This is a genomic window from Bradyrhizobium sp. LB13.1 (assembly GCF_054056815.1).
In genome coordinates, this window is sequence record NZ_JBSRYQ010000001.1 from 7,366,464 (window position 1) to 7,380,364 (window position 13,901).

At 64.6% G+C, this 13,901-nt stretch carries 15 protein-coding genes and 2 pseudogenes; 4 read left to right on the top strand and 13 right to left on the bottom strand.

Annotated elements, in window-relative coordinates:
- Positions 1–24 precede the first annotated feature (24 nt).
- The gene (locus tag ACVWYI_RS35710; RefSeq protein ID WP_247339619.1) at positions 25–1,467 is read left to right on the top strand and encodes a homospermidine synthase; all 1,443 of its coding nucleotides are present in this window, start codon (positions 25–27) and stop codon (positions 1,465–1,467) included.
- Positions 1,468–1,533: 66 nt separating this feature from the next.
- On the opposite strand, the gene ACVWYI_RS35715 is transcribed toward ACVWYI_RS35710, so the two are convergent.
- From ACVWYI_RS35715 to ACVWYI_RS35765, 11 genes and pseudogenes are all read right to left on the bottom strand, one after another.
- Positions 1,534–1,869 carry a hypothetical protein gene (locus ACVWYI_RS35715; protein ID WP_247339618.1) on the bottom strand — a complete coding sequence of 112 codons (336 nt, stop codon included), beginning with the start codon at positions 1,867–1,869 and terminating at the stop codon, positions 1,534–1,536.
- Positions 1,870–1,971: 102 nt separating this feature from the next.
- Positions 1,972–2,688, bottom strand: a complete 717-nt coding sequence (locus tag ACVWYI_RS35720; RefSeq protein ID WP_247339616.1) for an MgtC/SapB family protein — start codon at positions 2,686–2,688, stop codon at positions 1,972–1,974.
- Positions 2,689–2,718: 30 nt separating this feature from the next.
- Positions 2,719–3,738 (bottom strand): WD40 repeat domain-containing protein, encoded by a 1,020-nt coding sequence (locus tag ACVWYI_RS35725; RefSeq protein ID WP_456664373.1) that lies wholly within the window; start codon positions 3,736–3,738, stop codon positions 2,719–2,721.
- Positions 3,738–4,778, bottom strand: coding sequence for a CobW family GTP-binding protein (locus ACVWYI_RS35730; protein ID WP_354104493.1), 1,041 nt, complete (start codon positions 4,776–4,778; stop codon positions 3,738–3,740). Before ACVWYI_RS35730 ends, ACVWYI_RS35725 begins: the two co-directional genes overlap by 1 nt.
- Positions 4,779–4,832: 54 nt before the next feature.
- Positions 4,833–5,697: pseudogene (locus ACVWYI_RS35735) on the bottom strand (metal ABC transporter solute-binding protein, Zn/Mn family).
- Positions 5,698–5,702: 5 nt separating this feature from the next.
- A pseudogene (locus ACVWYI_RS35740) lies at positions 5,703–6,578 on the bottom strand (metal ABC transporter permease).
- 6 nt (positions 6,579–6,584) lie between these two features.
- On the bottom strand, positions 6,585–7,340 hold the full coding sequence (locus tag ACVWYI_RS35745) for a metal ABC transporter ATP-binding protein (protein ID WP_456664374.1): 756 nt from the start codon (positions 7,338–7,340) through the stop codon (positions 6,585–6,587).
- 2 nt (positions 7,341–7,342) lie between these two features.
- Entirely contained in the window at positions 7,343–7,567 is a 225-nt protein-coding gene (locus ACVWYI_RS35750; RefSeq protein ID WP_247339603.1) for a hypothetical protein, read from the bottom strand.
- Between the two features lie 44 nt (positions 7,568–7,611).
- Complete coding sequence (locus ACVWYI_RS35755) at positions 7,612–8,112, bottom strand: hypothetical protein (protein WP_247339602.1); 501 nt, start codon at positions 8,110–8,112, stop codon at positions 7,612–7,614.
- Entirely contained in the window at positions 8,109–8,720 is a 612-nt protein-coding gene (locus tag ACVWYI_RS35760) for a permease (RefSeq protein ID WP_247339601.1), read from the bottom strand. The genes ACVWYI_RS35755 and ACVWYI_RS35760 overlap by 4 nt, the downstream gene beginning before the upstream one ends.
- A 214-nt stretch (positions 8,721–8,934) precedes the next feature.
- On the bottom strand, positions 8,935–9,531 hold the full coding sequence (locus ACVWYI_RS35765) for a superoxide dismutase (protein ID WP_247445116.1): 597 nt from the start codon (positions 9,529–9,531) through the stop codon (positions 8,935–8,937).
- 237 nt (positions 9,532–9,768) lie between these two features.
- On the opposite strand from ACVWYI_RS35765, the gene ACVWYI_RS35770 reads away from it, so the two are divergent.
- From ACVWYI_RS35770 to ACVWYI_RS35780, 3 genes are all read left to right on the top strand, one after another.
- Positions 9,769–10,296 (top strand): GNAT family N-acetyltransferase, encoded by a 528-nt coding sequence (locus tag ACVWYI_RS35770; protein WP_456664375.1) that lies wholly within the window; start codon positions 9,769–9,771, stop codon positions 10,294–10,296.
- An 82-nt stretch (positions 10,297–10,378) separates the two neighbouring features.
- Positions 10,379–11,764 carry an MATE family efflux transporter gene (locus ACVWYI_RS35775; protein WP_456664376.1) on the top strand — a complete coding sequence of 462 codons (1,386 nt, stop codon included), beginning with the start codon at positions 10,379–10,381 and terminating at the stop codon, positions 11,762–11,764.
- Between the two features lie 105 nt (positions 11,765–11,869).
- Entirely contained in the window at positions 11,870–12,304 is a 435-nt protein-coding gene (locus ACVWYI_RS35780; protein ID WP_354050706.1) for a DUF2147 domain-containing protein, read from the top strand.
- Here ACVWYI_RS35780 and ACVWYI_RS35785 read toward each other — a convergent pair.
- Both ACVWYI_RS35785 and ACVWYI_RS35790 read right to left on the bottom strand, forming a co-directional pair.
- A complete protein-coding gene (locus ACVWYI_RS35785) occupies positions 12,301–13,452 on the bottom strand; it encodes a DUF3095 domain-containing protein (protein ID WP_456664377.1) in 1,152 nt (383 codons plus the stop codon). The genes ACVWYI_RS35780 and ACVWYI_RS35785 overlap by 4 nt on opposite strands.
- 206 nt (positions 13,453–13,658) lie before the next feature.
- Positions 13,659–13,868, bottom strand: a complete 210-nt coding sequence (locus ACVWYI_RS35790) for a hypothetical protein (RefSeq protein WP_456664378.1) — start codon at positions 13,866–13,868, stop codon at positions 13,659–13,661.
- Positions 13,869–13,901 lie beyond the last annotated feature (33 nt).

The window sequence follows — 13,901 nt, forward strand, 5'->3', positions numbered from 1 at the left end:
AGTACTTTCCGGAGAAACCATCCCATGAGCCCCGCCTCGCAGATCTACGCGAAGATTACCGGTCCTATCGTCATGGTCGGCTTCGGCTCCATCGGCAAAGGCACGTTGCCGATGATCGAGCGGCATCTCGATTACGACAAGTCGCGCATCACCGTGATCGATCCCAAGGACGAGGGCCGCAAAGCACATTGCGAGAAGCACAATGTAAAGTTCGTCCAGCAGGGCGTGACCAAGGACAATTATCGCGACTTGCTGACCCCGCTCCTCACTGAAGGCGGCGGCCAGGGCTTTTGCGTCAATCTTTCGGTCGATACCGGCTCCACCGACATCATGGAGCTCTGCAACGAACTTGGCGCTCTTTACATCGACACCGTCAACGAGCCCTGGCTCGGCTTCTATTTCGATTCGTCGAAGGGCCCGGAAGCGCGCTCCAACTACGCCCTTCGCGAAGCGACGCTGGCCGCCAAGAAGGCGCGCCCCGCGGGCTCGACGACGGCGGTCTCCTGCTGTGGCGCCAATCCCGGCATGGTCTCTTTTTTCGTCAAGCAGGCGCTGCTCAACGTCGCCGCTGATCTGAAGCTTAATGCTCCCAAGCCGAAGACCAAAGCCGAATGGGCGGATCTGATGCGGCAGGCTGGCATCAAGGGCATCCACATCGCCGAACGCGACACCCAGCGCTCCAAGACGCCGAAAGAGCCTGATGTCTTCGTCAACACCTGGTCGGTGGAAGGTTTCCTGTCGGAAGGCGTGCAGCCGTCCGAACTCGGCTGGGGCACCCATGAAAAATGGATGCCCGAGAACGCGCACACTCACGAAGCCGGGTGCGGCGCCGCCATCTATCTGATGCAGCCCGGCGCCAACACGCGCGTGCGCACCTGGTGCCCCACCCGCGGCGCGCAGTACGGCTTCCTCGTCACCCACAACGAGTCGATCTCGATCTCCGATTACTTCACGGTGCGTGACGGATCGGGCACAGCAATCTATCGGCCGACCTGCCACTACGCCTATCATCCGGCTGACGACGCCGTGCTGTCGCTGCATGAAATGTTCGGCCGCGCAGCGAAGATGCAGGAAAAGCACCACATCCTCGATGAGAACGAAATCGTCGACGGCATCGACGAACTCGGCGTGCTGCTGTTCGGCCATGACAACAATGCCTACTGGTACGGCTCGCAGCTCTCCATCGAAGAGACCCGCAAGCTTGCGCCGTATCAGAACGCCACCGGCCTGCAAGTGACCTCCGCCGTGCTCGGCGGCATGGTGTGGGCGCTGGAAAACCCGAACGAAGGCATCGTCGAAGCCGACGAGATGGATTTCGATCGTCTGCTGGAGATCCAGATTCCGTATCTCGGCCCGGTAAAGGGTTTCTACACCGACTGGACGCCGCTGACGGATCGTCCGGGACTATTTCCGGAGGACATCGATACGAGCGATCCCTGGCAGTTCCGGAATGTTCTGGTGCGGTGACAACCCAGCCGTCATGGCCGGGCTTGTCCGGACAAGCCCGGCCATGACGCTGCAACTACGAGTTCGCTATTTCTCTTTGATCGGCGGCGCGATCTTCTCGGCAGGTGCCGGCGGCAACGCTGGCTTAGCCGCGCCCGCCGCGCCTTGCGTCTGCGGATCGGGGCGCGCGGGCTCCGGGGCCGGCGTGGTCGGCCGATTACCGCCGGGCCTGGCTTCCGCAGGCTTGTTCTGATCGTCCGACGGCGCGCCCTGGAGTGGCTGCGTCACCTGCGCCGTTTGCATGCGGATCTCGGCGCGGATTTGCGCCAGCGACATGCCTGACACCACGACGCCTGCTGCGAACAGCGAGCACGCGATTATCAGGTCGAACTTCAGTCTGCGCTTGTCACTATTGCCGGTCATATCGATCACCGCATTTGTCCGCGGTATCAACGAACTTGCCCCCACCCCGGTTCCGCTGCCGGAAAGGCGGGAACCTGCCGCCCGCGAGCCAAATTGCCGCGCTTACTCCGTGGTGCTGACTTCCCACGTCGCATGCCGCACGCCGGGCAAGTGCTGGAGATCGGTCGCCGCCATGTTCAGTTCGTTCGGATCGACCGCGGTCGCGACCAGCTTGGCGACGATCTCCAGAATGTCGTCGCCGATCTCGACCACGTGGACGTCGGCTACCGGATATTTTGCGGCCTCGAGTTTCTCGACCAGGCGGTCGCGCATGTCGGGTAAGACGTCGGCCGCGACCGCGAGCTTGAAGTAGTAGGTCGCCTCGGAGGCCTTTTCGTTCAGCGGGATGCGGTTGATGGCGTTGACCAGCGGACGCAGCATGGTGTTGCCGGCAATCACGAACACCGTCAGCGCCGCGGCCTGCGCGACCATGTCGGCGCCAGCGCAGGAGCCGACCGCGGCCGAAGCCCACAGCGTCGCCGCGGTATTGAGTCCGCGCACATCCATCCCCTGCTTCATGATGACGCCGGCGCCGAGGAAGCCGATGCCGGAGACGACGTAGGAGATCACCCGCACCGCACCGTCAGCGCCGGTCAGGTGCATCGCGAGATCGACGAAGGCGGCGGCGCCGACCGCGACCAGCACATTGGTGCGCAGGCCCGCAGTGCGCTGGCGATACTGCCGCTCGGCACCGATCAGCGTGCCCAGCACGAAAGCCGTGAACAGGCTGACCAGCGTGTCGGCAAAGTCTGCAATCTGGAAGGTCGTGAGAAACCGCATGGCCCCATCTACGGTCAGAACGATGACGGCTTAAAGCTCCAGAAGCCCGCCGTCCCCATTTTCATCCGCGAACGCCAGCAGAGTCCCCTTGGCGTTCCAGGCGAGCGCAGCCATGGGCGGAGTGCCGTTGCGGCGAACCAGGATTTCCGCGCCGTCCTCCAGCCGCACCATCAGCACGGTGCCGTCGCTGTAGCCGGCGGCGAAGATGTCGTTCTTGGGGTGACAGGCAACCACCGACACGCGCGCCTGCAACGGCGCGAGCATCGCGGGCTCTTTGCCCATCGGCCCGTCCTTGCTGGCGAACGGCCACAGGATCACGGTGTCCGCACCCGAGGTCGCCAGCGCCTTGCCGCCCGCGCTCCACGACATCGAGCGGACGCGTCCGGGATAGCCGGTCATGCGCATGTGCCTGTTGTCGGCAAGCCGCCAGCCATGCAGCGCCGACTCGTGCATCGTGGTGACCAGAAATTTGTTGTCCGGGCTGAAGGTGACGCCGAGATGCGAACCGGCCCAGGGCAGGAATTCGGCCGACGCCACCATGTTGGGAAACCACAGCGTCGCGCCGTTGTAATGGGCGATCGCGAGCCGCAGGCCTTTCGGCGCGAACGCAAGCCCGCCGACGGTCGAGGGCACCTCGATCGACTTCTCTTCTTGCTTGCCGCTCTTGACGAAAGCCGTCTTGCCGGCCGACCAGGCGTAGGCGCCGTCCGGATGCAGCGCCACCGCATCGATCCAGCGCCGCTTCGGGTCGGTCGCAAGCAGCGTCACCGCGCCCTTGGCGTCGAGCGACACAACCTTGCCGTCGTCGCCGCCCATCACGAGACGCTTGCCGTCGGAAGCGGTCGAGAGAATGCCGCCGCTGTGCACGGCGACCGTGCTGATCTCGCCCTGGCCATCCACGAACGCGACGTTCTCCTCGCCGCCGACGAAGGCGGCGCGGTCGCCAAGGAAATGGGCCGCGGTCACGCCCATGCCGAGCGCAACCGGCTTGACACGGTCGGTGACGGAGACGATCGAGGCGGAATCGGGGGCCGGCGTGAACTCTTTCATCACGAGACGATGCAGCTCTCAAAACCCTGGCGAATGAGATCTTGGGGCAATTCGCGGCCGATGAAGACGAGGCGGCTCTCGCGCGGCTCGCCGTCCTTCCACTTCCGCTGGTGGTTGCCCTCCAGCATCATGTGGACGCCCTGAAAGACGTAGCGGTCGTCATCGTCATGGAAAGCGAGGATGCCCTTGGAGCGCAGGATCTTGCCACCCTCCACCTGCACCAGGTTCTGGAGCCAGGGCATGAACATGTTCGGGTCAAGCGGCTTGTCGGTCTTGAGCGAGAGCGACTGCATGTCCTCGTCGTGATAATGCTTCAGGCCGTGGCCGTGATCATGGTGGTGATGGTCATGCCCGTGATGATCATGGTCATGGTCATGGTCATCGGCCTTCAGGAAATCCGGCTCGATGTCGAGGATGCGGTCGAGGTCGAACGCACCGCGATCAAGCACGTCGGCCAAAGCTACCGAGCAGCGCTCGGTGCGATGGAGCTTCGCATAGGGGTTGATGCCGCGGATGCGGGCCTCGACCTCGGCAAGCTCGGGCTTGGTGACGAGATCGGTCTTGTTCAGCACGATGACGTCGGCGAAGGCGATCTGGTTTTTGGCCTCGGGCGCGTCCTTCAGACGGTCGGACAGCCATTTGGCGTCCGCAACCGTCACGACCGCATCGAGCCGCGCGTTCTTCTGCACGTCCTCGTCGACGAAGAAGGTCTGGGCGACCGGGGCCGGATCGGCAAGGCCGGTGGTCTCGACGATGATGGCGTCGAACTTGCCCTTGCGCTTCATCAACCCGTCCAGGATGCGCACGAGGTCGCCGCGCACGGTGCAGCAGATGCAGCCGTTGTTCATCTCGAACACTTCCTCATCGGCGCCGATGATGAGGTCGTTGTCGATACCGATCTCGCCGAATTCGTTGACGATGACCGCGTATTTCTTGCCGTGGTTTTCCGACAGGATGCGGTTCAAAAGCGTGGTCTTGCCGGCACCGAGATAGCCGGTCAGGACGGTCACGGGAATTTTCTGGGAGGTCGCTTCAGACATAACAACTCCGGACTTCGGGCTTTTCGCGCGACGCAAGGCGGGGTGGCCCCTGCCCTAGTGGTCAAGTGCGCTGGTCAGGGCCTTTATATTGTGCCTGACCATATCAATGTAAGTGGGTCCAGGCCCCTTTTCGCCGGTCAAACCGTCCGAAATCAGGGTCCCGCCGACTTTTGAGCCGGTCTCCGCCGCGATCCGCCGGATCAGCCGGTCGTCGCTGATATTTTCCAGGAACACGGCCGGGATTTTTTGGGCCTTGATCTGGCTGATGATGGTGGCGATGTCCCGCGCACTGGGCTCGGTTTCGGTGGAGACGCCCAGGGGCGCGATGAACTGGACGCCGTATTCGGCGGCGAAATAGCCGAAGGCGTCATGGGTCGAAATCACCTTGCGCCGCTCCGGCGGGATTTTGGCCAGGGCCTCGCGGACCTCGCGGTCGAGCGTTTTCGAGCTTTTCCAGATAGGCCTTTGTCTGGGCGCGGAAGAACTCCGCATCGTCGGGATCGGCCGCGGCCAGCGCATCGGCGATGCCGGTGACGTAGATTTTGGCGTTGGGGACGGACTGCCAGCCATGCGGATCCGCGGCCGAGCCGAGCTTCAGCGGCGCGATGCCGGCGCTTGCGGTGACCACCTGCGCCTTGGCCCCGGAGGATTGCACCAGGCGCGGCAGCCAGCCCTCGAGGCCAAGCCCGTTGACGATGACCAGTTTTGCGTCCGCGATCCGTTTCGCATCGCTGGGGGCCGGCGTGTAGACGTGCACGTCGCTGTCGGCCCCGACCAGAGTCGTCAGATTGATACGGTCGCCGCCGACATTGCGAACGAAATCGCCCAGGATCGAGAAGCTCGCGACGACATTGAGCCGCCCCGCGGCGTGCAACGGCGAGGCGATCAGCAGCAACGCAAAGAGCAGAAGGAAGCGCATCGCTGTCACGCTTCCAGATGCCGGCCCGGGAAACATCTGCCTGACAACACCGCCGACGCGGCCGAACAGGACGGAGACCATGTAGAGCGCGCTCGCCACCAGAATGATCGCAGGGCCCGACGGCACGCGGGTCTGAAACGACAGCACGAGGCCAGCATAGCCGGAGACGGCGGCAGCGACGACCGCGATGCAGATCATCACCGTGAGATCGCGCGACCAGAACCGCGCGATGCCGGCCGGCAGGATCATCAGGCCGACCGCCAGCAGGGTACCGAGCGCCTGAAAGCCATTGACGAGATTGATGACGACGAGCGCGAGGAAGGCGAGATGCGCAGGTCCGCCGGCACGACTGACGGTGCGCAGAAATAGCGGATCGACGCTCTCGATCACCAGCGGCCGGTAGATCACCGCGAGCACCAACAACGTCACTGTGGCGTTGAAGGCGACGACCAGCAGCGTCTGGTCGTCCATCGCGAGGATGTTGCCGAACAGCACGTGCAGCAGGTCGATATTGGTGCCCTTGACCGAGACGAGACGATGGTCACGCCCAGCGCCAGCGAGGCCAAATAGAAGGTCGCGAGCGAGGCATCCTCCTTCAGCCCGGTCGAGCGCGCGACGAGGCCTGCGAGGATCGCGACGGCAAATCCCGCAATCAAGCCACCGGCCGTCATCGCGAACAGGTTGAGACCTGACAGCAGGAAGCCGACCGCCGCGCCCGGCAGGATCGCATGCGCCATGGCGTCGCCGACCAGACTCATCCGCCGCAGCATCAGGAACACGCCGATCGGCGCACCCGCGAACGACAGCGCGATGACGGCGGCAAGCGCGCGCCGCATGAACTCGAATTCGGTGAACGGGCCGATCAGCGCGTCATAGATCATCGGATATCAAGCCGCCCGCGAGCGGGCATCATCGGCCGAACAGGCGGCGGCGCTGTCGTCGAAGGCTTCGCACATGCGCATCGCGACGATCAGGTTTTCGGGCGTCAGAACCTCCGCCGTCGGTCCCCACGCCACGGGGCCGCGCGCCAGCACCAGCGTCTCGCTGAAATGGTTACGCACCATCTCCATGTCGTGCAGCGCGGCGAGCACGGTGCGGCCCTCGCCGTGCCAGTGCTTCACCAGCGCCAGCAGATCGACCGTGGTCTTGCTGTCGATGGCGTTGAAGGGCTCGTCCAGCACGATCAGCCGCGCGTCCTGGAGCAGCACGCGCGCGAATAGCACGCGCTGCATCTGGCCGCCCGAGAGTGTGCCGATCGGGCGGTTCTCGAAACCGTTGAGGCCAACGGAAGCGATCGCGCGGAGGATCTTTTCGCGTGCGGCCTTGCCGATGCCGCCGAACAGGCCGGTCCCACGCCACAGCCCGGTGCCGACGAAGTCCAGCACCGAGATCGGGAAGCTGCGGTCGATCTCCGCGCTCTGCGGCAGATAGGCGATATCGCGGGAGTCGAGCCCGCCGAGATGGATGCTGCCGTCGAGCGGCTTGAGAATACCGACGATACCGCGCAGCAGCGTCGACTTGCCGGCGCCGTTCGGGCCGATCACGGCCAGCAGCGCGCCCGGAGCGACCTCACCATTGAGGTGGTGCACGGCCGGATGCCGGTCATAGCCGAGCGTGACATTGTGGAAATGCAGTCCCGCCATCGTCACCTCATCGCCAGCCACACGATGCCCCACAGCACCGCGCAGACGGCAAGCGCGGCCGCGAGGCGGCTGGCCATGGTCATGCGCAGGATCGACCAGTGCGCCGCCTGGGCCGGATGCGGCACTGCTGCGTCATGGACATGGGCGTGTGTATGGTCATGCCCATGGGAAGGGGCATGGTCATGGGCGTGGCCGTGAGGCTGGGTGTGGGACGCGGCGGGAACCATCCGAGAACGTTATATTATAACATTACCCCTGTCCACGCCCCGGCTCAGGGCTTGCCGATCACCATCGCGATGGCGGCGGCCACGAAGGGGAACGGCACCGAAACCGCGCAGCGGAACCAGACGAAACGGGCCGGCATGAACGGGATTTCCCACAAGATCACCCGCTGGAAGGCGAACAGCGCCCACGCGACGACATAGGCGACCACCTGCGGGACGCCGCCGCCCGACTTCAGCGCCACCGTACCGATGGAGAACCCTATCACCGGGCCGCCGGGCGTCGCGGCCCCGGCGACTACGGCGGTTGCGACCCCGAGCCAGCCGCTATCGGGGCCGAGCCAGCCGCTGATCACCTCCTGCGGGATGATGGCGGCGATGTAGCCGGAGCCGATCACCCCGAGCGCGATCCGCGGCACGATGTTGATGAAGTCCATGGAGCCTTCGCGCAGCGAGGCCTTGAACACCGGAGGCCCGCGGCGGAAGGCGATCAGGCCGACGCCGAAGACCGAGCCCCACAGCAGCATATCGATGAGAAGCGCCGCGCTCACGTCTCGTCGTCCTTCATGGCCGGCTTCGGATAGAGCCGGACATAGACAAAGCGGCCGAGCGCGCCGGCGAGCACCGGCAGCGGCAGCGAGATGATGATGCGCCACAGCGTGAAGTCGGTGCCCATGATCGGGATTTCCCAGGCCACCGCCCGGCCATAGCCGATCAAGGTCCAGCTCACGACCATGGCGATGACGGCACCGAAATCGGCGCCGACGGCGAGCAGCGCGCTCGCCACCGGATAGGCGGTGAAGGGACCGCCGGGCAGGATCGCGCCGAAGGCGGTGCCTATCAGAAGGCCCTTCAGGCCGGATTTCGGCCCGAGTGAGCGCGAGACTTTTTCGTGCGGCAGGATTTCCGAGATGAACGCGCCGAGCAGGCAGCCGGCCAGCACGCGCGGCAGGATGCCGCCGAACAGCGAGAGATCGTGGGTGAGAATTTCGAGAACGCCGTCGGTGCCGTCACGCCGCCAGACCAGCGCCGCGCTCACCGCCACCAGCACCGCGATCATGATTGTCGACCAGCCGATCGGCTTGCGCACGCGGCCCGGCCGCGGCTCGGACTCCACGTCATCAGCGGGCGGCGGGTCTTTCTGGGAAGGTCCTGACAACGGGCTCGTTCGGCTCGAGGGTGATGCCCGTCCTGATTAAGGACGCCGTCCTCGCGATGCAAACAGTACCGGCGGCGGGAGCGTTGCGCCCCCTGCGCAGAGCCATGCGAGGCACAGACGAACTCCGTAAAGCATCAAAGGCGGCCGCGCATGCGACCGCCTTTTCAATCCCGTCATTCAGGAGCGGCAAAGCCGAACCCGAATGCGTGAAGCCTCAGGCCTTGTCGAACAGCGACTCGACGTATTCCCAGTTCACGAGGTTCTCGACGAACGCCTTGAGATAATCCGGACGACGGTTGCGATAGTCGATGTAGTAGGAGTGCTCCCAGACGTCCACGCCGAGGATCGGGGTGGCGCCGTGCACCAGCGGATTCTCGCCGTTCGGGGTCTTGGCGATCTCCAGCTTGCCGTTCTTGACCTGGAGCCAGGCCCAGCCCGAGCCGAACTGACCGACACCCGCCGCCTGGAAGTCCGTCTTGAACTTCTCGAAGCCGCCGAGGTCCTCGTTGATCTTCTTCTCGAGCTTGCCCGGCAGCTTGGTGCCGCCGCCATTGGGCTTCATCCAGCTCCAGAAGTGGATGTGGTTGTAATGCTGGCCGGCATTGTTGAACACTGCGGGGTTCTTGCCGAACGAGCCCTTGACGATCTCCTCAAGGGACTTGTCTTCCCATTCGGTGCCCTTGAGCGCGTTATTGCCGTTGGTGACATAGGCCTGATGATGCTTGTCGTGGTGGAATTCGAGCGTTTCCTTCGACATGAATTGCCCGAGGGCGTCATAGGCGTAGGGGAGTGGGGGCAGCGTAAAGGTCATGGGTTGTTGTCCGCGACTGATGGGGGAACGAGACTTAACGGTCAACCTTATAGAAGGTTCCTTTGCCGTTAAATACCGCGAATTTGCCAAAACGGGTGATGCGGACGCTTGGCCCGATTGCATAAAATCGTCGCAAGGATCTGGGGCGTTTCAACTGGGCCTTAAAATATCATTGCCTTTGAGGTGCTTATGGCAGAACGAACGCACTGACAGGGCGGAGATGCAAAAGAGAGAGCCATGAGCATCGAGATCGACATTTTGAACGGCGACGCCTCGTGGTCGATCGCGGAGCCGCTGCACAACGCGGTCTGGCCGCGCCACAGCGTCGAGAAGCAGCCCTGGGCTCACGTCAAATGGGCCAATGCCGACCTGCGCGTGCTGATCGAGACGCCCGAGGATGGTCTCGTCTGCCATGTCGGCATCTACTTCCAGACAGTCAGCTGGAACGGGCAGAAGGTTCACGTCGGCGGCATCGGCGGTGTCTGCACCCGCGAGGACCGCCGCGGCCGCGGCTATGCGACCATGGCGATCGACGCCGCGGTGCACACCATGCGCGCCAACGAGGCGGTCCGCTTCGCGCTGCTGTTCTGCGAGCCGCATAATTTTGCGTTCTACGAGGCTCGCAAATGGAGGCCCTTCACCGGCGAGGTCTATTGCGAGCAGCCGGAGGGACGGATCCGGTTCACCCACATGGCGCCCTACGTCTTCGACATCGTCAGCGCGCCGACCCTGGGCACCATCGACCTATGCGGCCTGCCGTGGTGAGCCCTGCGTGACGGCAGGTTGGTGCCGGCGCCGCACGCCCTATAATATGTCGAACATCATCTAATATTCCGCGCGGTAACACATGACGATCGACGCCTCCGTAGACGCCGTGCCGCCGCGTGCCCCGGTCGCCTCCTCAATCACCAGTCTTTTGACGGCACCGATCCTGCCGACGCTGCTGCAGCTCGCGATTCCCAACATGATCGCGATGGTCGGCAGCACGCTGGTTGCGATCGCCGAGACCTCCTATATCGGCCGGCTCGGCACCATTCCTCTGGCCGCCATCGCGCTGGTGTTTCCATTCGCGATGCTGACGCAGATGATGAGCGCGGGCGCGATGGGCGGCGGCGTCTCGTCCGCGATCAGCCGTGCGCTCGGCGCGGGAGATCGCGACCGCGCCGCGACGCTGGCGCTGCATGCCGCCATCATCGGTCTCTGCGGCGGGCTGTTCTTTACGGTAATGATGCTCGCCTTCGGCCGCTCGTTCTTCATGCTGCTCGGTGGGCGCGAGCGCGTGCTCGAGGAAGCCAGCGGCTATTCGCAAATGCTGTTCTCAGGCGCGGTCGCGATCTGGCTCGTCAACACGCTGGCCTCGGTGATCCGTGGCACCGGAGACATGCGCCTGCCCTCGATGACCCTGATCGGGGCGAGCGTGCTCCAGATCGCGCTCGGCGGCACGCTCGGGCTCGGCCTGTTCGGCGCGCCACAATTCGGCATGCCCGGCGTTGCCGCCGGCCAGCTGGTCGCATTCAGCTGCGCCGCGATCTTCTTGCTCTGGTATCTCCTGTCCGGGCGCAGCCGGCTGCCGCTGAAGGTCCGCGCCTTCCATTTCGAGCGCGCAATGTTCTTCGACATTCTCAAGGTCGGGGCGCTGGCTTGTCTGTCGCCGCTCCAGACCGTGTTCACCATTTTGATCTTCACGAGGATTCTCGCCACCTTCGGCACCGAGATGCTCGCCGGCTACGGCATCGGCTCGCGCCTGGAATTTCTGCTGATCCCGATCACCTTCGCCTTCGGCATCGCCTCGGTCCCGATGGTCGGCTTGGCGATCGGCGCGGGGCAGTTGAAACGCGCGCGGCACGTGGCCTGGACCGCGGCTGCGGCCTCGGGACTCACAGTCGGCCTAATCGGCCTCGTCATCGCGCTCGATCCGTCGCTGTGGGTCGCGCTGTTCACGAGGGATCCCGGCGTTACCGCCGCGGCGCACAGCTACTTCCACTGGGCCGGCCCGGCCTTCGTGTTCTTCGGTATCGGCGTGTCGCTGTATTTCTCCTCGCAAGGCGCGGCGCGCGTCGGCGGTCCCGTGCTCGCCTCCACCGCGCGGCTTCTGATCGTCGCGATCGGCGGCGTTGGCCTCATGATGGCGCAGGCCCCGGCCTGGACCCTGTTCGCGCTGATCGGCGGCGCCATGGTCGTGTTCGGGCTTTCCACCGCGGCCTCGGTCGCCTTCGTGCGCTGGGACAAATGAGCGCAGGTGAATAAGCGGCGGCAAGTAAGCGCAGCAATGTGATTCCATCCAGCGTTGCACTATCCCGTCAGGCTGCTATGGAGGCGCTCCACTTCGGGGCTCTCCATGACTTCCAGATTCGCTGCTCTCATCGTCCTCCTGGCTGCGCTACTTGGCGCGACTGCCGCCCGTGCGCAGAGCGCCGACGGGACTTGGCAGACCCAGGCCGGCGACGCCCGCGTCAAGATCAGCAAATGCGGCGGCGGCATCTGCGGCAATGTCGTCTGGCTGCGTGAACCCCACGACACCGCGACCGGCCAGCCCGCCACCGACAACAAGAATCCCAATCCCGCCCTCGCCAGGCGCCCGATGATCGGCTTGCCATTGTTCAACGGCATGCAGCCTTCAGGGCCGAACAAATGGTCCGGCCAGATCTACAATGCCGATGACGGCGGCACCTATGCCAGCAGCGTCAGCGTGACATCAGCGGATTCGCTGCGCGTCGAAGGCTGCGTTGGCGCGCTCTGCGGCGGCGAAACCTGGACGCGCGCGGGGCGTTAGCTCGCTCCCGCGGTCATCGCCTTCAGCGCCGTGGCCGCCGAGGCGTAGCCGCCCCGCGCGCCGTCGATGAAATGGACGTGATCGCTGCGCAGCGCCGACGGCGTGAAGCAGGTCATCATCGCGGCGTCCTGCTGATAGAGACCATAGCGCACGATGCCGTCGCGCGCGGCCGCGGCGAGACGATTGCTGAGGGCGCGTTCGAGTTCCGGCGTACAGTCCAGGATCATGCGCAGGCCATCGTCATATTTGCGGAAGTCGGAGTTCTCCACGACTTGACGTGTATAGCGCTTCGGTACAAAGCCGCCGACGTTGAGATCAAAGCGCATGATCAGATAGACGAACAGCGTGTAGGCCAGCACGCTGGCGCGGCGTGCGAGCAGCGGACCTCCGCGCTTGGTGCGCGCCTCATAGTCAAGCCCCTGCGGCGGCCATGTCAGCGGCGGCCCTTGCGGCGGCACGGGCCGACCGGCATCCGGACTGCGCTCGACGAGCTGGATGACATCCTCGATCACCTTGCGGAAGGCTCGCGGATCGGCGCCCTGGGTCGGCATCACCAGCACCGACAAAATCAGCCCGCGCGCAGCCGGAATCACCTCGAACCGGCAGGACAGGCCGGAGAGATCGGGCTGCGTGCCCGCGGGCGCTTCGGGTATTGCAAAGTCGCCGCGCTTCATCGCGGCGTCGGCCCAGGCAAGCCCGCCGCCCGAGAACATCGCATAGGACAAATTGGCCGACGGACCGAAGCGCGCGACGCGCACGTCGAGGCCCTGCGCTCGGATGGCACTCACCGGCACCAGCGCGACGCGCATCCCCAAATCGAGATCTTCCCGCACCCAGGTTGCGGTCGCAGCCAGAGCCCCGCGGGCCGGCTCGAGATCGCGAGGCGCGACCGCGAAGCTCGCGCCGTCGCCGCCGAACACGAAGGGGAATTCGCGTCCCTCCAATGCGTTTGTCACCGCTGCGATCACGGCGGCGCCGGCCATGTTCACCGCCTTGTAGCGCTGCGCCGCGATCGCTTTGGTGGAATCCACGATGTCAGCAACGCCGACACTCCAGTCGTCCGGCAGCGGCGAATACAATGCAGGGTCCATCAGGCTGGTGAAGCCGCGAAAGACGGGAATGCTGCCGTAGAAGGAAGCGGCTGACATTGCGGTTGCCGGTCGAGTTTCGGATGAGGGAAGATACGCGGCGGGATCGCTTCGGGTTCGCCGGCCGGCTCGTCCGAAGGTCGCACCATCATTGGCCGAGACGACCTCAACGACAAGGTGCCGGTTCATTTCAGCACAAGACAATCGCGCCATCGGCTGACGCAGCGCCAGCCCGACGCCAGAGTTCTTCCGATGGACGACCTCCGCTAGTGCAGCTTCTCGTCCTCACGCTTGCGCAAGGCTTCGAGCGATGCGTCGTGGCAGCCGACCAGACGCACGAACTGCTGCGGATACATTTCATAGCCGTGACTGCCGGAATTCTGCTGCGTCATCGGCGGGCAATGAACATCGTCCGACTTGGCGCGAGATGGCTCGGTCCGGTCGGGATTTGAAGCGGTCATGTTTGACGTGGTCATGGACTGCTCCCTGTCAATTGGGGCAGATCGATT